This window comes from Nocardia sp. NBC_01009, from assembly GCF_045208035.1.
In the GTDB taxonomy this organism is placed as follows: domain Bacteria; phylum Actinomycetota; class Actinomycetes; order Mycobacteriales; family Mycobacteriaceae; genus Nocardia.
Map to the genome: position 1 here is coordinate 7765586 of NZ_CP108695.1, position 26072 is coordinate 7791657.

The window sequence follows — 26072 nt, forward strand, 5'->3', positions numbered from 1 at the left end:
ACGGACCGAATACCCGCCCTATTGGATCGAGCACCAGCCCAGTCGGACCGACGATCAATCGGACCGATCACTGGTTCGATCAGGACGCCCGCTCACCCGTATCGCGCGACTCCCCCGGCGGCTCGAAGCCAGGCCCTTGACGTGGATCGATATCGCGCGGGTCGATCGGCTCATGGCAGTGCTCGCACACCAGGACAGGCGCGGCCGGATGTCCACACGAGCGATGCTCGAGCGTCAGTGGCGGGCCGCCGGGGTCGGCGAGATGCCGATCGCCCCAGGCCATCATCGCCATCATCATCGGATACAGATCGCGGCCGCGTGCGGTGAGGCGATAGTCGATCCGACCGCCGCCTTCGTCGATGCGCTCGAAGATCTCGGCGTCGACGAGCAAACGCAGCCGATTGGTCAGCAGATTGCGGTTGGTGATGCCGATATTGCGGGCGAACTCGCTGAAACGGTGCACCCCGAAGAACGCCTCCCTGATCACGAGGATCGTCCAGCGATCGCCGAGTAGCTCGACGACGCGCTGTATCGAATCGTTTGCGGGAGGCCGAATCTTCACCGACTCATACTCCCATCCCTTTCTTCTAGTATTGCAATCCTACTATCAGTAGGATATCAATACCATCGAAGATTGATGGACCCACGGTGGCTCCCGAGCCGGATTGGTGCACAGCCATGACGATGAGCGAACGAACCGACAGCACCACCACCTATCGACGGCTGCTCGACCCGGCGGTGCGGGCGAACCCCTACCCGATATACGCCCAGGTACGGGCGGGCGGCCCGTTCCGGATCGGAACCGCGCCGGTCGTGATCGTGTCGAGCCACGCGGACTGCACGGCGATGCTGCGCCACCCGAACGCCAGCGTCGACCGCTCACTGACCCGAGTGCAGCTGGAGACGATGCCGATGTTGGCCTCCTCGGCCACGGAAGATGCTGTCCGCCAGTCCAAACCGTCGTTTCTGTTCCTCGATCCGCCCGACCACACCCGGCTGCGCCGACTGGTGTCGAAGGCCTTCACGCCACGGGTCGTCGCGCAGCTGGAACCACGGATCAGCGCGATCGTGGACGACACCCTCGATCGGGTCGCCGTGACCGGTACCTTCGATGTCGTCGCCGATCTCGCCTATCCACTGCCGGTCACCGTCATCTGCGAACTGCTCGGCGTGCCACTCACCGACGAGCCACAACTGCGGCAATGGTCGTCACTATTGGCCCGCACCCTGGACCCGACCTCCCGCACCGCCACCGAGCATCAAGCCGACCCCGGTGAATTACAGGCGGCGGGAACGGAACTGAACGCCTACTTCGAAGACCTGACCCGGCGCAGGCGCGGCAATCCAGGGCCGGACCTGTTGTCGCAGTTGATCGCCGCCGAGGACGCGGGCGACACACTCAGCCACGACGAGCTCATCTCCACCTGCGCGCTGCTACTCATCGCAGGCCACGAGACCACGGTCAACCTCATCTCCAATGCGATCCTCGCCCTGCTGCGCCACCCCGGACACCTCGCGGCGCTGCGCGCCGATCCGGAGCAGGCCGCCGGCGTCATCGAGGAAACATTGAGGTATGACCCTCCGGTACAAATGATTCCGCGCATCGCCGCCGCGGCTATGCGGATCGGCGACATGGACATCGACCGTGGCGACCTGGTCCTGATGCTGATCGCCGCCGCACACCGTGATCCCGCCGTCTTCACCGACCCGGACCGTTTCGACCCCACCCGCGACAACCGTCATCTCGCCTTCGGGCTCGGTGCGCATTTCTGCCTCGGCGCTCCACTGGCCAGGCTCGAAGGACGCGTCGCGGTGACCAGGTTCGCACAGCGGGTCCGATCCCCCGGCTGCGCCATCGATCCGCCGCCGTACCGCGCGCACGTCAACCTACGGGGACCGGCGGCGATACCGCTCGATTTCGCCGAGATCACACCGCGGCAGTAGATTCGGCGCCCCTGACGGCCTCGGGCTGCACCGCAAGGGGTTCCGGGTCGGAGTCGGCCTTTTCGGTCCATCCCGGCGGACCGAACACGTAACCGATTCGGCCCCTCCAGGTTTCGGCATTGCGAACGTCGCCGATCAATCCCGCCAGCTCGTGGAAATTGACCCGCAGCGGGTTGTCGGTGGCGATGTTCTTCGTCAGGCCGTAACGGATCGGTTCGGATTCGGCGGCAAAGCTGCCGAACATCCGGTCCCAAACAATGAAGATGCCGCCGTAGTTCCTGTCGATATAGGGCTGGTTCGAGCCGTGGTGGATCCGGTGATGCGCGGGCGTATTGAACAGGAACTCGATCGGCAGCCCCAGCGTGCCGACCCGCTGGGTGTGGATCGGGAACTGGTAGAGCAATCCGATGGTCTGCAGCAAGAAGATCATCCACGGCGGCAGGCCGATCAGGGCCGCAGGCACCCACGCCAGCCCGCGCACCATGTTGGCCACCGGATGCAGCCATGGCAGCCGCAGCGCGGTGGAGAGATTGAAGTACTCGCTGGAGTGGTGGACGCTGTGCGCGGTCCACAGCAGCCGCACCCGATGGTCGGCGCGATGCGCCCAGTAATAACAGAAATCGGTGACCACCAACCCGAGCACCCACACCCACCAGCTCTTCGGCGACAGGTGCAACGGAGTCACCGTGGCAGCGACCAGCACCGCGGAGAACGGCAGCAGGTAATGCATGAGCGGTTTGACGAGCCTGCCGAGGGTGAACGTCGCCAAGTTGGCGGCGGTGTCACGCCCTGCGCTGGTGTTGTCGGATCGGTCGGGATCGCGGCGATACGAGATCCACTCGACCACCATCAGCAGCACGAATGCCGGTAACGCGTAGCCCAACAAGTCCACACGGCCCATGAGATCTCCTTCACTTTCCCGCCGGTCACGGCCACGCTACGGGCCGCGGCCATGACAGTCATCGCGCCGCCGAGGGACGCACCATCCCCCGCTCGGGGGACGCGCGGCGCACCGTCCGAGGGCAGAGTTGACGCACAGCAGTTCCGGCGAGGTGCGTCGGCGGCTGGGTAGGATCGCCCGCGAACAACTCGGCCGGTATCGGTGAGTTCGTCGGATCGGGCCGACCGATACTGCCGGATGATGTGGGAGGTGGCGGCCGGTGGACGTGAGCAGGTCGTTGGCCCGCCAGTCGCTGGTGGTCGCGGTGGTCGCCGCGATGATCGACACTGTGGTCCTGGCCCTGTGCGGTGTCTTCGCCGTAGCGCCGTGGCAGGCGACCGCAGTGGCGGTCGGTGTCGCCGCCGCCGATCTCGCGCTGGCCGCGTCGCCGCGTACCGCAGGCATCGTTGCGGTCGGCCAGGTTGCCCTACGGCTGTTGGAGGCGCTACTGCTGCATCGGCACGGCTTCGCGGCACGATTCGCCGATGTCGGATTCCTGGTTGCCGGTTATCGCGCGGGCGCGTGGATGGTGGGCCCGACCTCCGTTTCGACAGTCCTCACACTGTGCTCCGGTTTCGCGGCCGCGCACCTGCTCGTCGGCAGCACCACCTCACACGACTGGCGGCTGCTGCTTGCGACGACGGTGTCGGTGGGTGTGGTGCCCTGGTTGGTCGGCCGATACACCGCGGCACGCGGTGCGTATATCGCGGAGCTCGAGCAGCAAGCGCAGTTGCGCAAGCAGGAACAGCAGGTCGCGCTCGAGCGCGCGGTCGCCGATGAACGCGCCGCCATCGCGCGCGATCTGCATGACGTGATTTCCCACCATGTCAGTGCCATCGGCATCCATGCGGGCGCCGCGCGAATCGCCCTTGCCGACTCCGGAAATGGTCCGGCCACCACGTCTTTGACCGCGGTGGAAACGAGTAGCAGGGCCGCGATGGTCGACCTGCGTCGGCAACTGGATCTGCTGCACGGCCGCGACGACGACGGCCAGCGCCAACCCGGGCTTGCCGATATCGACGGCCTGATCGAGCACGTGCGCTCGGCCGGGATGACGGTCGAAGTCACCGTACGTGGGTCAGCCGTGCCACTGCCGGATTCGCTGAACATCACCCTCTATCGAATCGTGCAGGAAATGTTGACCAACGCACTACGCCACGGCGATGGCGAAAACGCATGGCTGGATGTGGAATACCGGCCGAACCTGATCATGATCGAAACAACGAATCCGATCATGGCAGGCACGGCGATCGACAACGCCTCGGTGCCGCGCGGCATCGGTGGCATCCGACGGCGCGCCGAACTCTTCGGCGGCCAGCTCCGGTGCGGTCCACAGTCGAATAGAACTCGTTGGCACAGTGCGGTTTCGGTCCCGATCGGAGGATCGTGAACGCACCGATTCGAGTATTGATCGCCGACGACCACAGCATGTTCCGCTCCGGCCTGCGCGCCGTCGTCGACAGCCAGGCGGATCTCGACTGTGTCGCCGAGGTGAGCGATGGTCGGGCCGCGATCGCCGAAATCGCCAGACTGCGACCGGATGTCGCGATCCTCGATGTGCGGATGCCGAAGCTGGACGGGCTTGCCGCCACCGAGGTCATCGTCGCCGCAGGCGGCACCCGTGTCCTCGTACTCACCACCTATGACAGCGATGCCAACCTCTACCGCGCCCTGCAAGCAGGCGCGAGCGGCTTCCTGCTGAAAAGCCTTCCGCCGGAAGAACTCGTCGCCGCGATCCGGATCTCGGCTCGCGGCGACGCTCTGATCGATCCGTCGATGACCCGCCGCTTGGCGACGCGGTTCGCGGGCAGCCTCGCGCCGCCGCGCACTCCGCCGCAGGTGCAGCAGCTCACCGCACGGGAGCACGAAGTGCTGCTACTGCTCGCCGACGCGCGCAGCAATGCCGAGATCGCCTCGTTGCTCGGCGTCGGCGAGGAGACCGTGAAGACCCATGTCTCCCGCATTCTCGCCAAACTCGGTGTCCGCGACAGGATTCACGCGGTCGTGTTCGCCCACAAGCACGGGCTGGTCCCCGCCGGCCCGTCCCAGCACTGATCGATCTGGGCTCCCCACACGGCGCGGGTGCCGGAGTCGCCCACTCGATACGCCTGCGCGCAGGCCGCGATGCCACAGCCGACCGCCAGCACCGCGACGAGGGCGGTGAGCGCCCGGGTCGGCGGCTTGTCGCGTTCCTCGCGCAGCTGGACAACGAGGAGCAGCGCAGCGACCAGCAGCAGCGGGACGACGAAGTAGATCATCGTTCGGCCGAGGTCGGCGTGGGTTTCGATGGCGGGTGCGGAACCGAGTCGATGCTGGAGTGATGCACCGGCGTCGGTGGTGAGCGGAGTGAGCGCGACCGTCACCGCCGCGAGGGCGGTGACCAGCCAGATCAATCGGCGACGCGCCGCGGGCCATAACCCGGACAGCATCAACAATGCCGAGGTCAACGGCACGAACACCACGATCACATGAACCAACAGCACGTGGGCGGGCAAACCGTTGATCGTCGACATGAGGGCATCTCCTCGGTTCTCGACCGCCGCGGCGGTATCGGCCCAAGTATCTCCCTCACCTCACGCTATACGGCGGTGCACGGTTCATCGACGTGTCCGGGGCAGCGGTCGGTCGGGCGCAGCATGAACCGCCCGGCCGGCGCCAGATGTGGTGTCGCTGGCCAATTCGTGGTTCCCGGCGTTCGAGGGCCTGCATATCGCACTCGGGCTATCAAGCCTTGACTGTTGAACACTTTGACGTAATGTGTTCAAAATGAACAACACGGCCCAACGGAAACCGTCGATGGAACCACCCGTCGAGCTGGTCATGGGCGCGGCCGAATGCGTGCGGCGCTCCGGCGTGCGCGGATTTCGACTGACCGACGTCGCCAAGGCCGCGGGCGTTTCGCGCGGCACGGTGTACAACACCTTCGGCGACAAGCAGGCGGCCATCAATGCGGGGCTGGCCTATCTGTGCAACGCCTTCATCGACGGACTTGCGGTAAGCGTCACCCCCAAACCGACCTTGCGCGAGCAGGTGGGCGAGGCGGCGGCAATGATCTACGAGCACGTCACGACGCCCCAACTTTTCGATCCCCCGCTGCGGACCGACAGCATCATCGCCACACTGCTGGAGCATTACGGCGACAACCTGAGCCACAGCTGGGCCGGTTTCTGGGCGACATTAGTGGCGCAGGCGCAGCAGCGCGGCGAGGTCGACGCGGGCATCGACCCGATGCATGCCGGCGATTGGATCGTGCGGGTACTGCTCAGCCTGGAAATCCTGCCGTTCGCCGTTGCCGGCTTCGTGAATGCGGACGACGTCCGCGAGCGCACGAGCGACCTACTGCTCAATGGCTTTGCCCCGCGCCGCTTTTCGTAGGAAGTAGAAGTAATGACAAGTGAATACGTCGATGTCGCGATCATCGGAGCCGGACCTGGGGGCATCACTGCCGCCTATCACCTGAAACAGGCGGGCATCACCGATTTCGTCATATTGGAGCGGGCCGAGGACTTCGGCGGAAGTTGGCGCGACAATGTCTATCCCGGCCTGTTCGTAGATGTCCCGACACTGTTCTACCAGTTCCCTTTTGCGCGGAAATACGATTGGTCGCGGCTGTTTCCGGCGGGCACCGAGATCCAACGGTACAACAAGCAGGTGGCAGCGGATCTGGACCTGTACAAGCACTTTCGCGGCGGGTGTGCGGTCGATCGCGAGATGTGGGACGACCACGAACGAGTGTGGGTGCTGCATATCGCAGGACACGATCCGGTGCGAGCTCGCTTCGTCATCAATGCGGTGGGTGGCTATATCAATGCCAAGCCGTCGGGCGAGATCCCGGGCTGCGCGGAGTTTTCCGGAACGATCCTTCGTCCGAACTCTTGGGATCCCGACTACGACTATCGCGACAAGCGAGTTGCCGTGATCGGCACCGGATCGAGCTCGGTGCAGATCGTCTCGGAAATCTTCGACAAGGCACGGCAGGTGGATGTCTACCAGCGCACGCCGTCGTGGATCCTACCCAAGCCCGACGTCGAATTATCAACGCGCGCACAGCAAATACTGGCACTGCCCGGAGTCACCGCGGCGATCAACGGCGCCGCTCTTGCGGCAATGGAACTACCCCTCCAGCTCATCTGCAATGTGCTGCCCGTGCTGCCACGCACGCTGCTGACGAAGCTACTACCGCAATACGACAAGATCTGGCGCCTGCTGTACAGGATGCTACTGCGCGCGAAGGTCGAGAACCCCGCCGACCGAAGGGCTTTGGTGCCTTCCTATGGAATCCTCGCCAAGCGCCCGATTCTGTCCAGCAGCTTCCTGACCGCACTTGCATCCCCCACCGTGTCATTGATCGCCGACCCCCTCGAACAAGTCACCGCGCACGGCATCAGAACCACCGACGGAGTCGAGCGCGACTACGACCTCATCGTCATGGCAACGGGCTACGAATTGTTCACCGCCCCCGAGTCATACCGGCCAGGAACGATTCTGGGGCCTGCCGGCTTCGATTTGGCCGAGGACTACCACCGCAACGGTGTGCGCAGCTACGGCGGAAGCGCCCATCCGGAGCTACCCAATCGATGGTCACTTGTCGGGCCACAGGGATACGTCGGGGTCTCATGGCACACCTTCGTCGACCTCACTGCCCGCCATGCCGTGCGCGTCATCTCCGAGGCCAGGAAGCGCGGCGCCACCGTCGCACAGGTGCGGGCCGACGCGTTCGGTCGTTGGACCGACAAGATGCGACGCCACAACAAGGTCATCAGTACATACGTCGTCGACTGCAACCCGGACCTGCGCACCTACTTCGTCAACTCCCACGGCGAGGCGCTCTACTACCGACCCCAAACCATCAGTGGCGCACTGTGGTTCAGCAGGTACTCGCCGCTCGGCGACTACTGGTTCAGACGCGGCGCCTGCGAACCGCTGCCCGCGCCGCGCGCGATTTCCAACCAGGGAAGAATCGAGGCAGGAATATGACGAGGACTATCGAACCGGACCGACCGCTGGCCGGAAAAGTCGCCTATGTGACGGGTGCTGCTCGCGGACAGGGCCGTTCGCATGCGATCCACCTTGCCCGAGCAGGCGCCGACATCGTCGCCGTCGATGCCTGTGCGCAGATCGCGACGTTCAGTGGCTACCCGATGGCCGAACCGGGGGACCTCGCGGAAACCGCACACCTTGTCGAAGCCGAAGGTCGCAAGATACTCACCGCGCAGGTCGACGTGCGCGATCTGGACGGCCAGCAGAAAGCCGTCGCCGACACCATCAAGACCTTCGGTCGCCTCGACTTCGTCGTCGCCAATGCCGGTGTCTGCAGTTGGGGCCGCCTCTGGGAGATCTCACCCGAGCAGTTCCGGGAGACCGTCGATATCAACCTGATCGGTGTGTGGAACACGATCAAGGCGACGGTGCCAGCCATGATCGCGGCAGGCAACGGCGGCTCCATCATGACCATCAGCTCCTCGGCTGGAGTCAAAGCGCCACCCGGCTGCGGCCATTATGCCGCAAGCAAATTCGGAGTCGTCGGTCTCACCAAGTCGCTGGCCGTCGAACTCGGCGAATACGGCATCCGCGTCAACACCCTGCTGCCATACGGCACCAACACGGCGCTGGGCAACGACACCTCCATGTACAAGCTCTTCGAAGATCACCCTGCCTATGTCTACAGCTACACCCCGAACCTACTGAAGACCGATGGACTGGTCGAGCCGGACGAGATCTCCGACGTCGTGGTCTGGCTGGCCAGCGACTCCTCCCGGGTGATCACGGGTGCGCAAGTTCCGGTCGACAAAGGCTTCCTCGCTCGGTGAGACCAGGTCGGTGCCCGGCCAGGTCCGTCCGCGCCCACCTCTTGTGACGACAATGGGCGGTGTGAATGTGACATGAACGGGGTGATCACGCCAGGCCTCGGGCTGGCCGTGGTGTGCACGATCATGGTCGCCGGCGCGGTGGTGGTGTATCTGGCCGCCGGGCTCGGCGATGCCGCAACCGTGCCGCGCGCGGCACTGCGCGGCACAGCTCAATTGGCGGTTATCGCGCTGGTCCTGGCCGCCGCACTCGCGCAGTTGTGGTCCTCGATCGTGGTGCTGGTGGTGATGTTCGGCGCGGCGGTCATGACTTCGGCACGGCGCTCGAACGCCGGTCGGTCGGCGGCATGGTTGGCGCTTGCGATCGGATGCGGGCTCGGCAGCGTGTTGCCGTTGCTGCTCGTCAGTGGTGTTGTCCCGTTCGAGGGTGTGGCGTTGGTTCCGATCGGCGGCATCGTGCTCGGTGGGACGATGACCGCGACCTCGTTGGCCGCCAGGCGAGCGCTCGAGGCGATCGAGCAGCGGTGGGGTGAGGTCGAAGCCGCGCTGAGCTTGGGATTGACCGAACGTGACGCACGACTGGAGGTGGCCCGGCCGACCGCGGCGGACGCTTTGCTCCCCGGCGTGGACCAAACCCGCACCGTCGGCCTCGTGACCCTGCCCGGTGCCTTCGTCGGCGTCCTGATCGCGAGCGGCTCTGCCATCCAGGCGGGGGCCGTGCAGATCCTTGTGCTGATCGCCCTGCTCCTCGCGCAATCGTGTGCCGTCGCGACCACGATCGAACTCGTCTCCCGAACCAAGATCCGCCGGGCGACCAGACGGGGAGTCGGCCGCACTTCGTCCCGGTGATGCCACGCATCTGGCGTTCGATAATCGTGTCCGGCTCGAGAAGCCTCCAGCAGCAGTGATCGGTCGGCCACGCTTCGGTCGCCTTCGACCGTGCGGACTGCGCTTCCAGCGCATAGAAAAATGGCCCGGAACTATGCGTTCCGGGCCATTCGCCTTTGTAGCGGGGACAGGATTTGAACCTGCGACCTCTGGGTTATGAGCCCAGCGAGCTACCGAGCTGCTCCACCCCGCGTCGGTAAACACAACATTACACACGCCTACGCTCAGATGGCAAATCGCCCTCCGAACAGGAGGTTTGCGCCGGCCGACGGCATCGACACAGGCCGAAACAGTTGCGGGAGCGGCCACGGAGTGACGCAGCGCACACCCAGCCCGGCCGCGCTTATTCAGGGGTTCGGGATGGCGCCGCCGAGGGATGCGCGCACCCGACACCCTTTCGGCAAGCCATTCAAACGTGACCCGGATCACTATTTCATAGTGATCTCGACCACATCACGAGACTATAACGACGGTTCAGAACTGATTCAAACAGCATTAACAACCAGCACAAATACCGGTTACGCGCTATTCCGCTTCATAAAATTCTGACGTTATCAAGACGTGATCTGTTGAGATTTCTTAGTTACCGTCGGATCCACGGCCCGGATCAAACGTGATGGGCACGAACTCGAACCGCCGAACACCGGCAACCCTGTCCCGCGGTTCGAGGATCCCCGACTCCTGGGGACAGGGACACGGCGGAGTTTCGCCGCGTCGGCGGGCGCAGGGAGGGAAAATACTATGTCTCAGAACCGGAAGTTCAGCACCCGCGCCCTCGGCTTCGTGGCCGTCACCGGCGCTCTCGTTGCGGTACCGTTCGGTCTTTCCACCGCCACCGCGTCGGCAGCGCCTACCCACAACTGGGACGGCGTCGCACAGTGCGAGAGCGGTGGCAACTGGGGGATCAACACCGGCAACGGCTACTACGGCGGCCTGCAGTTCTCGCAGAGCACCTGGGCGGCCAACGGCGGCCAGGGCTCGGCCCACACCGCCAGCAAGGCCGAGCAGATCCGCGTCGCGGAGAACGTGCTCGCCACCCAGGGTCCCGGCGCCTGGCCCACCTGCGGCGCCTACCTCAGCGGCGGCGAGTCGGCTGATGTTGCGCCCGAGCCCGCCGCAGAGCCGGAGCCCATCGCGCCCGCCGCCCCGATCATCGACAATGCCGAGTCCGTCGTCGACCAGGCCAAGAGCACCGGCAACGAGCTCGCCAAGCAGGCCGGCGTCCAGGATCAATACCAGGCAGTGCTCGAGCAGAACAGCACACTGATCAACTCGCTGTTCCGCTGATCTTCGGTCCCGCTTTCCGGATCCGATGCAAGAGCGGCCTCGTCACCGCCCCCTCGGGTGATGGGGCCGTTCTCGCGTTCACGGGGGTCTGTGCGGGATCATGCAGCCACTCGTCGAAGCATCTGCCGGTGAACATGCCGCCTATGTCCCGCCGGCGATTCCGGACCCGATCGGGATACCGCACCCACGCGTATGGGATGCCCATCTCTGGATCAACGAGGCGCGGCGGTGGCGGACATCGCGATCACGAGTCCGCAACCCATTCCCGGTGTCCCCCATGCGGATAGAGTCGACCTATATCAACTAATTATGTGCCGCCATCGCATCGATGGCGGCACATTCTGTTCCTCACAGAGCGGCAGAATATGCTGCTCGACACAGCCTGAGTGGGTTCTACCGCAGTGCGCGGCGCTGCCACCGACAGGGAGGCAGCGCCGCATGCTGTGCGTGCACCCGAGCTGACGCTCGGGTCAGCGACCGGCGTCCTGGAATGCCTTGACTGCGGCCTCCAGTTCATCCAGCGCCTTGCCGAAGTCCTGGAAGTTGCCCGTACGCATGGCATTACGCACATTCTCGAGCTTCCGGTTCAGCTCCGCTGCGGCGGCGTCCTTCGCGGCCGACGAGCCCAGTGGCGGGGTGACGCCAGCAGGCGGCGGGGTGACACCAGCAGGCGGTGGCGTGGCGCCCTCCACCGGTGGTGGCACGGCACCGGGTACCGGTCGCGACGCGGGATCACCCCCGAATGGGGTAGCCAGCGCACCAGCTCCGGGCACCACCTGGTTCAGCGCCTCGGCCAGGGTCGAGGCGTAGCCAACCTTCACACTGCCCGCCGCGTCACGGTAGCTCACCAGCACCCGCAAGAGCTGCGGGAAAGTGGAAGTACTCGGCCCGGTATTCCGTTCGTTGTAGAACGGCTCCACGTAGAGAATTCCACCATCGGCAATCGGCAAGGTCAGCAAATTGCCATACTTGATCTTGTTCGAATTGGATAGCAGGGTCTTCTCGCGTGAGACGTCGGGCGCAGTCGTCATTCTGTTCTGTGTCTGCTGCGGGCCCAAGGTCTGGGTGTCGGTCGGCAATCGCAGAACAGTGAATTTGCCGTAACCATCCGGATCCGCCCGCACAGAGATATACGCGGACAAGAACTCTCGGTTGTAACCGACCATGGCGCTGGTCAGGTTGAACACCGGCTTGTTCGTCTGCGGATCGCCCAGCAGCACATAGAACGGCGGCTGTTTGAAGTTGCCGCCACCGTCTACGGTCGGGTCGGACGGCACGGACCAGAACGCATTGTTGGTGAAGAACTCTCGTGGATCGTCTACATGGTATTTGGTCAGCATGTCGCGCTGCACCTTGAACACATCTTCCGGATACCGGAAGTGGGCCCGCAACTCCGGTGAGATCTCGCTCTCCGGCTTGACCGCGCCGGGGAACACGCCGCGCCATGCCTTCAACACCGGGTCGGAGGAATCCACCTCGTACAGGGTCACCGTGCCGTCGTAGGCGTCGACAGTGGCCTTCACCGAGTTACGGATGTAGCTGACTTCCTTGCGCGGCAGCAGCCGGCCGGTCTTCTTGTCGATGCTGTCCTCCGCGCCCTCCAACGAGGTGCTCTGCGCGTAGGGGTAGTTGTCCAGCGTGGTGTACGCGTCGACGATCCACTGGATCCGGCCTTCGACGACCGCCGGGTAGGCGTTCCCATCGGTCGTCAGCCACGGCGCCACCTTCTGCACCCGATCGCGCGGGCTGCGGTTGAAGATGATCTTGGAGTCGTCGCTGATGGCCGAGGAGAACAGGATGTTGCGCTCGGCGTACTTGGCCGCGAAGGCCAACCGGTTGAACCAGTTGCCGATCGACACCCCGCCCTTGCCGGTGTAGGTGTACTGCGCGGTGTCGGAGTCGTATTCGCGCGGACGCTGGCCCGCCATCGAGCCGACAATGGCGTAGTCCGGATTCGCCTGCGAGATCAGCTCGCCGTAGTACACCCGCGGCTGGTCGACCTTGATCCGCTGCTTGTCCGTCGGGGTGAACAGATCGCTGACCATGAAGATCGGGTAGCCGCTGTCGCTGCTGCCGCCGGTCGCGTTGGGATCTTCGGACTGTGGCTTGTTGACGCGGTTGGCCGGGGCGGCGACGAAGCCGTTGCCGTGGGTATAGACGGTGTGGCGGTTGATCCAGTCGGTCTGGTTGCCGCTCAGCGCCGCGGGGGACAGCTCACGGGCCGCGACGATGTAGTCCTGGATATCGCCATCGATGTTGTAGCGGTCGATGTCGAGCGACTCGGGGAAGCCGTAGAAGTTCTTCAGCTGCCGCAGCTGAGTGAAGGTGGGCGACAAGATGTTCGGATCGAGCAGCCTGGCATTGCCGATGGTCGCCGCGTCGACCGGGACTTCCAACGGGTTCTTGCGGCTTTCGCCCTTGTAGTCCTTGTAATCGATCTTGTCGTTGGTGATGCCGAACGCCTGCCTGGTGGCGGCGATATTGCGTTCGATGTACTCGCTTTCCTTGTCGGCAGCGTTCGGACGCACCGAGAACTGCTCGACAACCAGCGGCCATACCGCGCCGACCAGGATCGACGACAGCACGAGCAGAGCCGCGGCCATCGCGGGCACCCGCAGATCGCGCAGTACGATGCCAGCGAAGAAGGCCACCGCACAGATCACCGCGATGGACAGCAGGATCAACTTGGCGGGCAGCACGGCATTGATGTCGGTGAACGAACCACCGGTGAAGGTCGGCTCCTTACGGCTGCTGGAGAGCAGTTCGTAGCGGTCGAACCAGTACGCGATGGCCTTGAGCAGCACGAAAAGCCCGGCAAGCACGGCAAGTTGGATGCGCGCGGGACGAGTCAGCGTGCCTTCCCGGCCGGAAAGACGCAGCCCGCCGAAGAGGTAATGCGTCACCAGGCTTGCGAAGAACGCGATGACGACAGCGACGAACAACCAGTTCAGCACCATCCGGTAGAAGGGCAGATCGAACGCGTAGAACCCGACGTCCAGGTTGAACTGCGGATCCTTCTGCCCGAACGAGCCACCGTTGAGGAACAACTGCACGGTGACCCAATTCGACTGCGCCACCAGACCGGACAGCAGACCGAGCAGCACCGGGATGCCGATGCCGAACAGCTTCAACCTGCTCATCACGGTGGTGCGGTAGCGCGCGATCGGGTCATTCGGGCCCGCGACCGGAATGAAGACCGGACGAGTCCGATAGCCCAGCAGCAGCGCCAGCCAGGCGACGAGGCCGACGAACACCGCGACCACCAAGAACAACAGCAATCGGGTGCGCAGGACAGTGAGGTAGACGTTCCGGAAGCCGACCTCGCCGAACCACAACCAGTTCGTATACGTGTCGGTCAGTCGTGGTCCCAACAAAAGCAGCGCCGCCACAATAATGGCCGCCACCAGCAGCACTCGGCTGCGTCGGGACAACGAAGGTAAGCCGGTGGGGGGCCGCATGCCCACGATGCCACTCTCCAAGGTCCGGCGGCACTCGCACCGATATTTCGGCCGATGCGCCGCAGTCCGATGTTGCAGGTGGTCCTTGCGGACCCTCTTCCGCGCCCACTCTACGGAATCGGACACCGTTCAGACGGCAGGGCCGGAATTGCGCAGACCAGAAGGGCTGCCGCTAACCCGGACCGGCGATCCGCGATCGACCGACCGTTTGATTGGATGTTTGTGTGACCGCTGACCTGCACGCCGAACTCGTCCTCGCCCGCTCCGTCCGGGAGGTGGCCGAATTCGTGGACGCCGAGGGCTGGGGGCACCCGCCGCAGATGTTCGCGCTGGTACGCACCGCCGATCTGGTCGCGGCCGAGCCCGGCCTCATCGATGAGCTCGATGACGGCAACGAGCTGACTCCCGTTGCCCAGGAATCCTTTCCGGATGACGTGACCGGCGGGTCGATGGCACTCGACGAGTTCCTCGCGACCACAAGCTGGCCCGACGCGGTGGAGGGCTGTGTGCTGGTGCAGGAGATCGTGGTGCTCCCACCGGACGCCGAGAGCACCCTCGATGATGCGCTCGCACCACTGCTCGCCGATCACGACGCCGCCGACGCCGCCGCGCGCGCAGCTGCCGAGGCGCACCCGGAACGTCGTGAGGCGCGGCTGTTCGCGGCAGTGCTGCGCGAGGGCACGTCGCTGGCGCTGTTGCAGGTGCGGCCGGAGGACGAAGCGGAAGACTTCGGCGACCTGGACCTGCGCACTTACCCGAACCTGGCACCCAACGTCATCGAAGCCCTGCTCCACACGTTCGAGTAGTCGCCCATAGATGTGCGGCCGACCGAGCGCAGGCGCCGCAGCCGCAGGAAGCGCCGGGGCGAACGCACGCAACTCAGCCGCAGGAGCGCCGGGGCGAGCAAAGGCCAGGCAGCCGCAGGAGCGCCGGGGCGAGCGAAGGCGAGGCAGCCGCAGGAGCGCCGGGGCGAGCGAAGGCGAGGCAGCCGCCTAATTGCAGGAGACTGTCGGCTTCCCCGCGTTGATGTCGTTGAGCGACGCGACGGCGCCGTCGAGGTTTTCGACCTTCACCAGGCGCAGGCCGTCCGGGATGCGCTGCTTGGCCTCGTTGCAGTTGGCGGCCGGGACGAGGAAGGTTTCCGCGCCCGCGTCACGGGCGGCCATCATCTTGTATTGGATGCCGCCGATCGGGCCGACCTTGCCGTCCTGGTCGATGGTGCCGGTGCCCGCGACGAACTTGCCGCCGTCGAGTTCACCGGGTGAGAGCTTGTCGATCAGCGCGAGGCTGAACATCAGGCCTGCCGAGGGACCGCCGATGTCGGCGAGGTTAAAGGTGACCTGCATCGGGGGCCGCGCGCCTTCGGTCGGTGTCAGACCGAGATAGCCCTTGGCCGCGTCGTCCGGACGGGGAGCAAGGGTGATGTTCGCGCTCTGCTCGGTATTGCCGCGCCGGAACACCACGGTGATCTGGGCGCCGGGCGGTTGCGAGGACACCGCGGCAACCACGTCCTTCGGCGTCCTGACCGGTGCACCGTTGATGCTGATCAGCTCGTCGCCCGCGGCGAGCACGTCCTTGGCGGGGCCATCGTCGCCGACCTTGCGCACCAGCACGACCGTCGGCAGCTGCAAATGATGCAGCGCGGCCACCTCGGCGTTGCCCTCGGAGTCCTTGAAGTCCTGCTGGTTGTTCTTGTCGATTTCCTCACGCGGCACTCCGGGCGGATAGACCTCGGCGCGCGGCACGAGGCCGTGTTCGCCGCTGACCCAGAAGCCGAACGCTTCGAAAACGTTCAGCCCGTCGCGCACCGAAACGGTGGTCATGTTCAGGTGCCCCGTGGTGGGGTCGAGCACCGCACCCTGCACATCGACGACCTGCTTGCCCTCGACCTCGCCGAGCGTATTGAACGTCGGCCCTGGTCCGAGTGCGACGAACGGCACAGTGAAGACGCTGCCCGCGACACCGAGCACGAGCACCGGGACGAAAGCGGCAACGAGGGTGAGGATCCGTCGATTCACCTCGACCACAGTAGTGATCGCCCACACCGATGGGCGGCGCAGGCGTGCATTTACCACGTCCGGGTGTCCTCTGGTTTCGCGCCGCGCGAACACAAGACCCCTATGCCGCACGCGTAACGTAAGGGGTATGAGTGACCTCCCCTTCGGATTCTCGAATCGCGATGACGACGACGCGCGCAAGCGTGGCGAGGAGCCGGGCGGTCCCGATGCGAACAACCCGCTCGGCTTCGGTGCGGGCGGCTTCGACCCGTCGCAGCTCGGGCAGATGCTGACCTCGCTCGGGCAGATGCTCAGTGGCATGGGGCAGCCGGGGTCGGCATCGGCCGGTCCGGTGAATTACGACGTCGCCAAGCGGCTGGCCCGGCAACAGCTCGGTGCCGACCTGACTCCGTTGACCTCGGGCGCGGCCAGCGCCGTAACCGATGCGGCGCACCTGGCCGAGGTGTGGCTCGATGGCGCGACCACCTTGCCCGCCGGTGCGGCCAAGACTGCGGCATGGACGGCCAACGACTGGATCGAGGAGACGCTGCAGACCTGGAAGCGGCTGTGCGATCCGGTGGCCGAGCAGATCTCGGGCATGTGGACCTCGCAATTGCCCGAGGAGGCAAGGGAATTCGCGGGTCCGATGGTGGGCATGCTCGGCCAGATGGGTGGCCTCGCCTTCGGATCACAGCTCGGGCAGGCGCTCGGGCAGCTGGCCAAGGAAGTGCTGACCTCCACCGACATCGGTCTCCCGCTGGGACCGAGCGGCACCGCGGCGCTGCTGCCAGCGGCCATCTCGGAGTTCAGCGCCGGGCTGGAGCAGCCGGAGAGCGAGATTCTGGTGTTCCTGGCCGCCCGCGAGGCGGCCCATCAGCGATTGTTCGGTCATGTCCCGTGGCTGCGCCAGCAGGTGCTCGGCGCGGTCGAGGACTATGCGCGCGGCATCAAGATGGACTTTTCCGCGCTGGAGCAGGCGGCGCAGGGCATCGACCCGATGGCGCTGAGCGATCCTTCGAAGCTCGAGGAGATCCTGTCGCAGGGCACCTTCGAACCGCAGACCACCCCGGAGCAGAAGCAGGCCCTCGAACGGCTGGAGACGCTGCTCGCACTGATCGAAGGTTGGGTCGAGGTCGTCGTCACCGAGGCGGTCGGCGATCGCCTGCCCGGCGCGGGTGCACTCGCCGAGACGCTGCGCAGGCGCCGCGCCACCGGCGGCCCGGCCGAGCAGACCTTCGCGACCCTGGTCGGCTTGGAGTTGCGGCCGCGCAAACTGCGTGAGGCGGCGGCACTGTGGCGGCGTTTGACCACCGACGCGGGTATGGAGGCACGGGACGGCATCTGGGCGCACCCGGATCTGCTGCCGGATTCCGACGATCTCGACTCCCCTGCCGGCTTCATCGACTCGATGATCGGCGGCGGCGCCACCGCGTTCGACGATCCACTGGCCCAGCTGGCCGCGACCGAGGCCCGCGAACGCGACGAGGCCGAGCGCAAGCAGGCCGCGTCCGACGAGCCCGGCACCGGCGGTCCCGACCTCGGCAAGGACAGCGACAAGTCCTGAGACTGCCCTGTCGATACCGCGGATCCCTGTGGATAACTGCAGGTTTCGCGGTGTCTGTGGCCTTGGCTGGTCCGCATACTGCTGGCCATGACAACAACGATCCGCCCTCACGGTCCGATGCTGCATCCCCGGGTGACGATCCTGGTGCGCCCCTCCGGTGTGGTCCAACTCGGCTGGGACCCGGAGGGCGCACTGCTGCTGCACCCGGCCGAGCTGACCGTCGACACCGTGCTCGCCTTCCTGCGCCTCTTGGACGGACTACAGACCAGACCGCAGCTCATCTGGCGAGCCGGAGAACACGGCATCGCACCGGAGCGTGCGCTTGCACTGCTGGCCGAGATCGACGATGCGGGCCTGCTCGTGCACCACGGCGACACCGCAGGACCGGTCCGTGCCGTGCGCGTGCACGGGCTCGGTCCGCTCGCGGACGCGGTGTCGGCCGGACTGCGCGGGCTCGGGCTGCGGCCGAGCCGCTCCCGCGACTACCGCCCCGACGCCACGGTCACCGGTTGGCGGGCCGATCTGGTAGTGCTCACCGACTCGCTGGTGATAGATCCGCGTCTCGCCAATGACCTGGTGCTGCACCGGATTCCGCATCTGCACGTCCGCATCCGCGACAACAAGGGCGTCATCGGGCCGCTGGTGCTGCCCGGGATGACCAGCTGCCTGCGCTGTGTCGACCTCATCCGCTGCCGGTACGACCCGGATTGGCCGTTGCTCGCCGCACAACTGCTCGGCCGGGTCGGGCACGCCTCGCCCGCAGGTATCGCGGCGACAACGGCGTTGCTGCTCGGCGAATTCGAGGCGATCCGCAGTTGCTCGCCCCGGCACGAACTGGCCACTCTGAATTCCACCGTCGAGCTCGATCTTGCTTCGCATCTGATCGAGCGGCGCGAGTGGCCGCCGCACGCCGCCTGCGGATGTCGCGGAATCTTCGCTGGTCCGGCTGCATGATTGTGGCGATTCTTACACTCTGCCAAGGAAAGGGCTCACATTGCGATGGCACAGTGACGGGTCTGTCCGCCATGATGGGTACGTGTCTGAGATTGTGCGTCGTCGCTCATCCCGCAATGCCAAGTTAGCTAAGATTCCGCTGGGGATCGCAGGCCGAGCCGCCGTAGGGTTCGGTAAGAAGCTGGCCGGTGGCGACAAGTCCGAGATCAACGCCCAATTGAACCAGAAGGCCGCCGAACAATTGTTCACCGTGCTGGGTGAGCTCAAGGGCGGCGCGATGAAGTTCGGGCAGGCGCTGAGCGTGATGGAGGCGGCGGTTCCCGAGGAGTTCGGCGAGCACTATCGCGAGGCGCTGACCAAGCTGCAGGCCGCCGCACCCCCGATGCCTGCCGACACCGTGCATCGGGTGCTCGACCAGCAGCTCGGCACCCAATGGCGGCAGCGGTTCCAGTCCTTCGACGACACTCCGGCCGCGTCGGCCAGCATCGGCCAGGTGCACAAGGCGATCTGGTCCGATGGCCGGGTCGTCGCGGTGAAGGTGCAGTATCCCGGCGCCGACGAGGCCCTGCGCGCGGATCTCAAGACACTGTCGCGGATGACGGGCCTGTTCGCCTCGGTGATTCCTGGCGCCGACGTGAAACCGCTGCTCGCGGAGATCACCGCGCGGACCGAAGAGGAACTGGACTACCGCAACGAGGCAACCAACCAGCGGGCGTTCGCGAAGGCGTTCGACGGGCATCCGGAGATCGTGGTGCCCAAGGTGGTGGCCAGCGCACCGAAGGTGATCGTCACTGAATGGCTCGACGGCACCTCCGTCTCGGCGATCATCAAGCAGGGTGCGCAGGATCCCGAGGGCACCCGTGTGCTGCGTAATCGCGTCGCAGGTCTGATGGGCAAGTTCCACTTCTCCTCACCCGAGACCGTCGGCCTGCTGCACGCCGACCCGCATCCCGGCAATTTCATGATGCTGCCCGACGGCAAGCTGGCGGTCATCGACTTCGGCGCCTGCGCACCCATGCCCGACGGCTTCCCCGAGGTGCTCGGCCGCATGCTGGCGCTGGAGGTCGCGGAGCGCTTCGACGAGCTGACGGAACTGATGTACGACAACGGCTGGGTGATTCCCGGTCGCACCATCACCGATAAGGAGATCGCCGACTATCTACGGCCGTTCACCGACCCGGTGCAGACGGATTCGTTTCACTTCACCCGTAAGTGGATGCAGCGGGTGGCGGGCAAGGCGTCCGATCTCGCGAGTCCCGAGATGAAGACCGCACGCGCCCTGCAGCTGCCCGCCGAATACGTGATGATCTTCCGCGTCCTCGGCGGCTCGGTCGGCATCCTGGCCCAGCTCGACGCGGAACTGCCGTTCATGCAGTTGGTGAAAACCTGGATGCCGGGCTTCCGGGAAGAGCGCACAGCCAGCTGACCTTCGAAAAACGTACGGGCCGTTCACCACTGGCCGGTGTCGACGCAAAAGAGCCGCCCACCTGATCTCGAGGTGAGCGGCTCTTGTGCTTTCTCGTTCGTGGGCCCCGATCCGGAGTGATTCGACCGGATGGGCCTCAGCGACCGGAGGGAGGGAGGGCACGGGCCTCGGCGTCATGCCTGCGCCTCGCTGACGCTCGGCTCCGGCATGACGCCGGGGCGCTGCGCCGATGTGAGCTCGCGACGCTCGCTCATGCCGAGATCGCGACCTTGCGTGGACGTCCACGCGGGCGCTTCCGGGCGATCACGACACCCTGGTCGAAGATCTCACCGCCCCAGACACCCCACGGCTCGCGCCGATCCACGGCTGCGGCCAGGCAGCCCTTACGGATCGGGCAGGACTCGCACAGCGCCTTGGCCTGCTCCAACTGGGTAGGGCTCTCGGCGAACCAGAGATCGGGGTCTCCGGCTCGACAAGGCAGGACCTTCGTAACCTCCCGAGTGCGGGTAGGCAGTGCCACGGTTCGGCATGTCACGCCAGCGGTGGCCTGTGGCCAGCTCTCTGCGGTGAACACGTCGTTCTCCTTCAGCTCGTTTGCAGCGGTTCGTTTCGTTTCTTCTGCGAAACCGGTGCCGTCCGGCTGAAGGGCCGGGAAAAAAATACTGGCCACGGTTTCGCTTCGGGCGATCCGTGGCCAGGAGGTCGGGGTGTTCCCTACCTAGGTCGACATCTGTGTCGATTCCTGATCACGGTCGCTGGGTGTGCGGTGCGGAGGCGTGCTGCCTGCAGGTCCGCCGGTGCATAGCCGGCTTCGAGTGCGTCGGTGCCGACGGCTGCTTTCGCAGCTGCCGGGTGCCAACCCGCGCTTGGCTTGTCCTGCGTGAGGGTGCAAATGGGGGAATGCATGTGCGTAAATCGCGCCCGCTCCCCGAATACACCGACGCCGGACAGACCGATCCCCTGCAAAGCGAGGATCCCCCGGGAGGCCGACATGACGGGTGCATTCACCGCAACGTCGTTCGCGTCGAAGTTCATGTAATCGTTCATTGGTCTGCCTCCCTCCTTAACTCGTTGTCTGTCGCTGAACTCTGCGCGCCGAGATGACCTCCCGGTGCGTGATTCCCACCATATGCAATGTCGGCAGAACCGACAACCTATTTTCTACCTGCGGTTTTGTGGGCTTGACCGCAGCCGGGACGCCACGATAGCGAGCACATCCGCGCCGTACTGATCGAGCTTCTTCGACCCGATCCCGGGGATCGCCGCCAGCGCATGGTCGTCGCCGGGCAGTTGCTCGGCGATCGCGGTGAGTGTGGTGTCGGTGAACACCACGAACTCGCGAACCTCCAGTGCCAGCGCTTTCTCCTCCCGCCACGCCTGCAGCGCCGCAAGTAGCTCGGCGTCCAATTCCGCCGGGCAGCGCCGACAGCGACCGAGCATCGTGGCATAGGTGCCGATCAGCGGCTTGGCACAGACCCGGCAGGACGGGCGAATCCCGTTCGAGGTAGCGCCGGAGGCGGGCGCGGCGATCCGCGACGCGGGGGAATCGTCGGGGATCAGGCCATTGAGGAACCGGGAGCGCCGACGCGTGCGCCTGCTGCCCTCGCCGCGCGACAGCGCCCAGGACAGCTGCAGGTATTCGCGGGCCCGGGTCACACCGACGTAGAGCAGGCGGCGTTCCTCTTCCAACGCCCCCTCGTCGGCGACCGAGCCGTTGTCACCGAGCACATGCGCGATCGGCAGCGTGCCGTCGGCGAGGCCGACCAGGAAAACCGCGTCCCACTCCAGGCCCTTCGCCGCATGCAGCGACGCCAGCGTCACGCCTTGGACGGTCGGTGGGTGCCGTGCTTCCGCGCGGGCGCGCAGTTCGTGCAGCAGAGCGGGCAGGTCGAGCTGGTCATCATGACCGATGAGTTCTTCGGTCAGCCGCACCAGTGCGACCAGTGACGACCAGCGCTCCCGCGCCTGCGCGCCCGCCGGTTCGGCAGCGGTGAGTCCGAGCGGGCCCAGCACCGCCTTGACCAGGGTGACCAGGGCGCTTCCGCTGCGCGCCTGGTCGGGCAGATCGTCGCGGGCTGCGGCCGTGCGCAACGCCTGCACGGCCTGCCTGACCTCGGCTCGCGTGAAGAAGCCCTCACCGCCGCGCAGCTGATACGGGATGCCGAGTTCGGTCAGCGCCTGTTCGTAGGCCTCCGACTGCGCGTTGATGCGATACAGCACCGCGATCTCCGCGGCGGGCATCCCCGCCGCGATCCGCCGCTTGATGAACCGCGCCACGGCGGCGGCCTCGGCGGGGGCGTCGTCGTATTCGGCGAACACCGGTTCGGGCCCATCGGGCCGCTGACCGATCAGCTGCAGCCGGGTGCCCGCGATGCGGCCACGCGCGGCGCCGATCACTCGGTTGGCCAGCGACACCACCTGCGGGGTCGAGCGATAGTCGCGTTCCAGCCGGATCACCGTCGCCTCGGGGAAGCGCCGGGAAAAGTCGAGCAGGTAGGCGGGAGTGGCGCCGGTGAAGGAGTAGATCGTCTGGTTCGCGTCGCCGACCACCGTCAGATCGTCACGTTCGCCGAGCCAGGCGTCGAGCACCCGCTGCTGCAGCGGGGTGACGTCCTGGTATTCATCGACAACGAAACTCCGGTAGCGGCTGCGGAATTCGTCGGCCACCGATGGATAGTCCTCCAGCGCGGCGGCGGTGTGCAGCAGCAGGTCGTCGAAGTCGAGCAGCAGGCCCTCCGGCGAGGTCTTGAGCGCTTCGTAGGCGAGGTAGACCTCGGCCACCCGCGCCGGGTCGTAGGGCGGCTCACGCCGATGCTTGGCCACCGCCGCGGGGTAGTCCTCCGGCGCGATCAGCGAGGCCTTCGACCATTCGATCTCGCTGAGTAGGTCGCGAACGCTGTCGGTGGCAGAGGAGAGCCCGGCCTTGGTCGCAGCCTGCGCCACGATCGGGAACTTGCGATCGATCAGCTGCCATGGCACCTCGCCGACCACCTGTGGCCAGAAGTACTTCAGCTGGCGCAGTGCCGCGGCGTGGAACGTGCGCGCCTGCACCTGATTCGCGTCGCCGCCGAGCCCGAGTTCGCGCAGTCGGCCGCGCATCTCCCCTGCTGCGCGCGCGGTGAACGTCACGGCGAGGACCTGGTCGGCCTTCACGTGCCCGGCCGACACCAGATGCGCGATCCGGTGGGTAATGGTCCTGGTCTTGCCGGTACCTGCGCCCGCGAGCACACACACCGGCCCTCGCGGCGCGCGTACGGCGGCAGCCTGCTCCGGGTCGAGGGCGGCGAGGTCGAGTGCTGGCACGGGCTCCATCATGACAGCGCCGACCGACAAGACCGCGCCGGCCGACGGCGAGGCGAGGCCGACAAGCCGAGCAGCCGCAGACATCGGGCAACTCACCCATCTGCCGCACCGCGGCCCCTCGCTCGGCGACTTTGCCCGGTATCTGGCGTCTACCTGGCCTTATGGATAGGCGATGCTGTGCGTCGACGGACGGATGCCGCCGCGGCCCGAGTCAGCGGGTCGTGCGGTCGCGCAGTTGCGTAAGCGCGCCCGCGAAGGCGCGCCCGTGCGCGCCGAGCGGAGCGAAGAATTCGCTGTCGCAGTCCTCGACCGCGGCCAGGGCCCGATTGACCAGCGTCGCACCGGTCTCGGTCGGCACCAGTGCCTTGGCCCTGCGGTCGTGCGGATGGTCTCGGCGTTCGATGAGGCCCTTCTGTTCCAGCGCGCGCAGGACTTGCGAGGTCATCATCGGGTCGGTGGCGGCATGGTCGGCGAGGTCGCGCTGCATGACCGACTCTTCCGTGCGGGCCGCCAGATAGGTCAGCGATGCAAGCAGGACGAACTGGACGTGGGTGAGGTCGAAGGGGGCCAGCGCCGCGCGCTGGGCCGCCTGCCAGCGGTTGGTCACTTGCCAGAGCAAGAGCCCTGGGCTTTCGTCGGCCTCCGCGAACCTGCTGCGCAGGCCCTTGTCGGATCGGCCCGCACTCATTTGCCTCCCTCAGCGCCGTCGAGCATGGCGTGTGCGATCAATGCGTAATCGTGTGCACTGAGTTCTATCAACCCACGACGCAGCACCATTCCCCAGTTCGGCATGCTGGTGAGCTCGAGTTCGGCGCGCAGGCTGTCGATGGGGACTTCCCGTGCCTCGGTCCGGTACCTCACCGACCGGCGCCACGGCTGGAAGCAGCCGCCGCCGGGAATCTGCTGCGGGTCGGCCTGCCATACCGGCCGGTCCTCGATGGTGCCGAGGGCGGTGAACGCACGGATCGGCGCGCCTGCCCGCATCCCTTCGCGCGGCGAGTAATAGATGAACCCGTCGCCGGGGCCCAACCGCTCCACCGCGGACCGCTTGCCGTGGTTGGCCTGCGCAATGCCGAGCTCGACCCCGCGGCGGACATGTTCCCTGGAGACGACGCCGAGCCAGTACCTCGTCGCCGTGACGGACCGGGTCGTTTCGATGCTTGCCATACATTTAGTATGCGCGCATATTAAATGCATGGCAAGCGCCGACACGCGGATATGGAACAGGAATGAACCACCGGGCGTTGCAAGATCCGTGACTGACGCGACGCCTGACCTGACGATGTACTCGACCACCTGGTGCGGCTATTGCCGCAGGCTGAAGACCCAGCTGGACGAGGCCGGAATCACCTATGTCGAGATCGACATCGAACAAGACCCGACATCGGCCGAATTCGTCGGCAGTGTCAACAACGGCAACCATGTGGTGCCGACGGTGAAGTTCGCCGACGGCTCCACCGCGACCAACCCGTCGCTCGCCGCGGTCAAGTCGGCACTTGCCGCAATCGCCTGACGGCACATAGATCCGAATTAGCACATCCGCGCGGACCGAATGCGGCCCGCGCGGATTCGCGTGCTCGGCGCGCACAGTCAGTCGAGCGCTGCCCAGGATTCGACAATGGTGCGGGCAATAGAGATCGAGCCGGGCAGCAGCAGTCGCGTGTCCTCGGTCTTGGCCGACCAATCACCCGCCGACAGTGCCTCACGCACCTCGACGCGGGTGAACCAGTGCGCCTCGGCGATCTCACCGTCGGAAAAGACCAGTGGCTGTTCGGGATCGGCCACCGCAGCAAAGCCGAGCATCAGCGAGCGCGGGAACGGCCACGGCTGGCTGCCGAGATAGTGAATGTCGCGCACATCGAGGCCGACTTCCTCGAGCATCTCGCGCTCGACGCAGCGTTCCAGCGACTCGCCCGCCTCGACGAAACCGGCAAGCAGCGAGAACAACGACTGCGGCCAGCTGTGCTGACGCGCCAACAGCACCCGGTCGCCGCCATCGTGGATCAGGCAGATGACCGCGGGATCGATGCGCGGGAATTCCTCGTATCCGGACTCGGTGACCCGCGACCAGCCGCCCTTGGCCGAGACGGTGACGGCGCCGTCGGCGCTGTTGAAACCGGCTTTGTCATGCCAGTTCAGCAGGGCGACAGCGCTGGAAAGCAGGCCCGCGGTGAAATCGTCGACCCCGCCGGCCATGGCGCGCAGGTCGGTCAGCGACCCGGTCAGCTCGGGATCGCGCACCGCCCACAGGTGGATGCCTTTGTCGACACCGAGGAACACCGCCGCCGGGCTCGGCTCGGCGGCGAGTTCGATCGCCGACTCCAGCACCAGCGCGCCGTCCTCGAACCTGACCTGACCCCGCCGGTTCACCCGTAGCAGCTTGGCGTCGGCCCAGCCTTCCTTCAGCGCCTGCGCGTCGGCCCTGACCTCTTCGGCTCGATCGACGACGGAACGGGACAGCAACGGAACACCATTGAGCTGAAATGCCACGCTTCGAGACTAGC

Annotated in this window: 23 protein-coding genes and 1 tRNA gene; 13 read left to right on the plus strand and 11 right to left on the minus strand. The window is 65.9% G+C overall.

All coding sequences use genetic code 11. From position 1 onward, the window contains the following. Positions 1 to 79 precede the first annotated feature (79 nt). Positions 80 to 562 carry a winged helix-turn-helix transcriptional regulator gene (locus tag OHA42_RS35140; protein ID WP_406232384.1) on the minus strand — a complete coding sequence of 161 codons (483 nt, stop codon included), beginning with the start codon at positions 560 to 562 and terminating at the stop codon, positions 80 to 82. A 122-nt stretch (positions 563 to 684) separates the two neighbouring features. On the opposite strand from OHA42_RS35140, the gene OHA42_RS35145 reads away from it, so the two are divergent. After that, a complete protein-coding gene (locus OHA42_RS35145; protein WP_406232386.1) occupies positions 685 to 1944 on the plus strand; it encodes a cytochrome P450 in 1260 nt (419 codons plus the stop codon). Here the strand turns inward: OHA42_RS35145 and OHA42_RS35150 are convergent. Further along, positions 1928 to 2845: a sterol desaturase family protein gene (locus OHA42_RS35150; protein WP_406232389.1), complete on the minus strand. Its 918-nt coding sequence runs from the start codon at positions 2843 to 2845 to the stop codon at positions 1928 to 1930. The two genes, OHA42_RS35145 and OHA42_RS35150, sit on opposite strands and share 17 nt — an antisense overlap. A 259-nt stretch (positions 2846 to 3104) precedes the next feature. Between OHA42_RS35150 and OHA42_RS35155 the strand changes: the two genes are divergently transcribed. Together OHA42_RS35155 and OHA42_RS35160 are read left to right on the plus strand one after the other, a co-directional pair. Next, on the plus strand, positions 3105 to 4274 hold the full coding sequence (locus tag OHA42_RS35155; RefSeq protein WP_406232391.1) for a sensor histidine kinase: 1170 nt from the start codon (positions 3105 to 3107) through the stop codon (positions 4272 to 4274). Next, positions 4271 to 4939: a response regulator gene (locus OHA42_RS35160; protein ID WP_406232392.1), complete on the plus strand. Its 669-nt coding sequence runs from the start codon at positions 4271 to 4273 to the stop codon at positions 4937 to 4939. Before OHA42_RS35155 ends, OHA42_RS35160 begins: the two co-directional genes overlap by 4 nt. Here the strand turns inward: OHA42_RS35160 and OHA42_RS35165 are convergent. Continuing rightward, complete coding sequence (locus tag OHA42_RS35165; RefSeq protein WP_406232394.1) at positions 4879 to 5397, minus strand: DUF2231 domain-containing protein; 519 nt, start codon at positions 5395 to 5397, stop codon at positions 4879 to 4881. The two genes, OHA42_RS35160 and OHA42_RS35165, sit on opposite strands and share 61 nt — an antisense overlap. A gap of 253 nt (positions 5398 to 5650) precedes the next feature. On the opposite strand from OHA42_RS35165, the gene OHA42_RS35170 reads away from it, so the two are divergent. The 4 genes from OHA42_RS35170 (at position 5651) to OHA42_RS35185 (ending at position 9540) form a co-directional block, all read left to right on the plus strand. Then, positions 5651 to 6259: a TetR/AcrR family transcriptional regulator gene (locus tag OHA42_RS35170; protein WP_406232396.1), complete on the plus strand. Its 609-nt coding sequence runs from the start codon at positions 5651 to 5653 to the stop codon at positions 6257 to 6259. A gap of 12 nt (positions 6260 to 6271) precedes the next feature. Beyond that, complete coding sequence (locus tag OHA42_RS35175) at positions 6272 to 7861, plus strand: flavin-containing monooxygenase (protein ID WP_406232397.1); 1590 nt, start codon at positions 6272 to 6274, stop codon at positions 7859 to 7861. Next, positions 7858 to 8694 carry a mycofactocin-coupled SDR family oxidoreductase gene (locus OHA42_RS35180; protein ID WP_406232400.1) on the plus strand — a complete coding sequence of 279 codons (837 nt, stop codon included), beginning with the start codon at positions 7858 to 7860 and terminating at the stop codon, positions 8692 to 8694. The genes OHA42_RS35175 and OHA42_RS35180 overlap by 4 nt, the downstream gene beginning before the upstream one ends. 72 nt (positions 8695 to 8766) lie before the next feature. Next, positions 8767 to 9540, plus strand: a complete 774-nt coding sequence (locus OHA42_RS35185; protein ID WP_406232402.1) for an ABC transporter permease — start codon at positions 8767 to 8769, stop codon at positions 9538 to 9540. A gap of 158 nt (positions 9541 to 9698) precedes the next feature. Here the strand turns inward: OHA42_RS35185 and OHA42_RS35190 are convergent. Further along, positions 9699 to 9772, minus strand: a tRNA-Met gene (locus tag OHA42_RS35190). Between the two features lie 548 nt (positions 9773 to 10320). Between OHA42_RS35190 and OHA42_RS35195 the strand changes: the two genes are divergently transcribed. Continuing rightward, positions 10321 to 10866, plus strand: coding sequence for a transglycosylase family protein (locus tag OHA42_RS35195; protein ID WP_406232403.1), 546 nt, complete (start codon positions 10321 to 10323; stop codon positions 10864 to 10866). A 470-nt stretch (positions 10867 to 11336) separates the two neighbouring features. Here the strand turns inward: OHA42_RS35195 and OHA42_RS35200 are convergent, their stop codons facing one another. Further along, a complete protein-coding gene (locus OHA42_RS35200) occupies positions 11337 to 14330 on the minus strand; it encodes a UPF0182 family protein (protein WP_406232405.1) in 2994 nt (997 codons plus the stop codon). Positions 14331 to 14548: 218 nt separating this feature from the next. Between OHA42_RS35200 and OHA42_RS35205 the strand changes: the two genes are divergently transcribed. Next, positions 14549 to 15130 carry a PPA1309 family protein gene (locus OHA42_RS35205; RefSeq protein ID WP_328405187.1) on the plus strand — a complete coding sequence of 194 codons (582 nt, stop codon included), beginning with the start codon at positions 14549 to 14551 and terminating at the stop codon, positions 15128 to 15130. Between the two features lie 186 nt (positions 15131 to 15316). Here OHA42_RS35205 and OHA42_RS35210 read toward each other — a convergent pair whose 3' ends face one another. Next, positions 15317 to 16342 (minus strand): PDZ domain-containing protein, encoded by a 1026-nt coding sequence (locus OHA42_RS35210; protein ID WP_406239810.1) that lies wholly within the window; start codon positions 16340 to 16342, stop codon positions 15317 to 15319. Between the two features lie 127 nt (positions 16343 to 16469). Between OHA42_RS35210 and OHA42_RS35215 the strand changes: the two genes are divergently transcribed. The 3 genes from OHA42_RS35215 to OHA42_RS35225 all read left to right on the plus strand — a co-directional run bounded on the left by OHA42_RS35215 (position 16470) and on the right by OHA42_RS35225 (position 20265). Further along, positions 16470 to 17885: a zinc-dependent metalloprotease gene (locus OHA42_RS35215; RefSeq protein WP_406232407.1), complete on the plus strand. Its 1416-nt coding sequence runs from the start codon at positions 16470 to 16472 to the stop codon at positions 17883 to 17885. A gap of 87 nt (positions 17886 to 17972) precedes the next feature. Continuing rightward, a complete protein-coding gene (locus OHA42_RS35220; RefSeq protein ID WP_406232409.1) occupies positions 17973 to 18839 on the plus strand; it encodes a hypothetical protein in 867 nt (288 codons plus the stop codon). Positions 18840 to 18921: 82 nt separating this feature from the next. Then, on the plus strand, positions 18922 to 20265 hold the full coding sequence (locus OHA42_RS35225) for an ABC1 kinase family protein (protein WP_406232411.1): 1344 nt from the start codon (positions 18922 to 18924) through the stop codon (positions 20263 to 20265). 250 nt (positions 20266 to 20515) lie between these two features. Here OHA42_RS35225 and OHA42_RS35230 read toward each other — a convergent pair whose 3' ends face one another. The 4 genes from OHA42_RS35230 to OHA42_RS35245 all read right to left on the minus strand — a co-directional run bounded on the left by OHA42_RS35230 (position 20516) and on the right by OHA42_RS35245 (position 24735). After that, positions 20516 to 20839, minus strand: coding sequence for a WhiB family transcriptional regulator (locus tag OHA42_RS35230; protein WP_406232413.1), 324 nt, complete (start codon positions 20837 to 20839; stop codon positions 20516 to 20518). Positions 20840 to 21426: 587 nt separating this feature from the next. Beyond that, the gene (locus tag OHA42_RS35235; protein ID WP_406239812.1) at positions 21427 to 23580 is read right to left on the minus strand and encodes an ATP-dependent DNA helicase UvrD2; all 2154 of its coding nucleotides are present in this window, start codon (positions 23578 to 23580) and stop codon (positions 21427 to 21429) included. 199 nt (positions 23581 to 23779) lie between these two features. Next, positions 23780 to 24256: a MarR family winged helix-turn-helix transcriptional regulator gene (locus OHA42_RS35240; RefSeq protein ID WP_406232415.1), complete on the minus strand. Its 477-nt coding sequence runs from the start codon at positions 24254 to 24256 to the stop codon at positions 23780 to 23782. Continuing rightward, entirely contained in the window at positions 24253 to 24735 is a 483-nt protein-coding gene (locus tag OHA42_RS35245) for an EVE domain-containing protein (protein ID WP_406232417.1), read from the minus strand. Before OHA42_RS35245 ends, OHA42_RS35240 begins: the two co-directional genes overlap by 4 nt. A gap of 115 nt (positions 24736 to 24850) precedes the next feature. On the opposite strand from OHA42_RS35245, the gene OHA42_RS35250 reads away from it, so the two are divergent. After that, entirely contained in the window at positions 24851 to 25081 is a 231-nt protein-coding gene (locus OHA42_RS35250) for a mycoredoxin (RefSeq protein ID WP_406239814.1), read from the plus strand. A gap of 77 nt (positions 25082 to 25158) precedes the next feature. Here the strand turns inward: OHA42_RS35250 and nudC are convergent, their stop codons facing one another. Then, positions 25159 to 26058, minus strand: coding sequence for an NAD(+) diphosphatase (gene nudC, locus OHA42_RS35255; RefSeq protein WP_406232419.1), 900 nt, complete (start codon positions 26056 to 26058; stop codon positions 25159 to 25161). Positions 26059 to 26072: the final 14 nt, after the last annotated feature.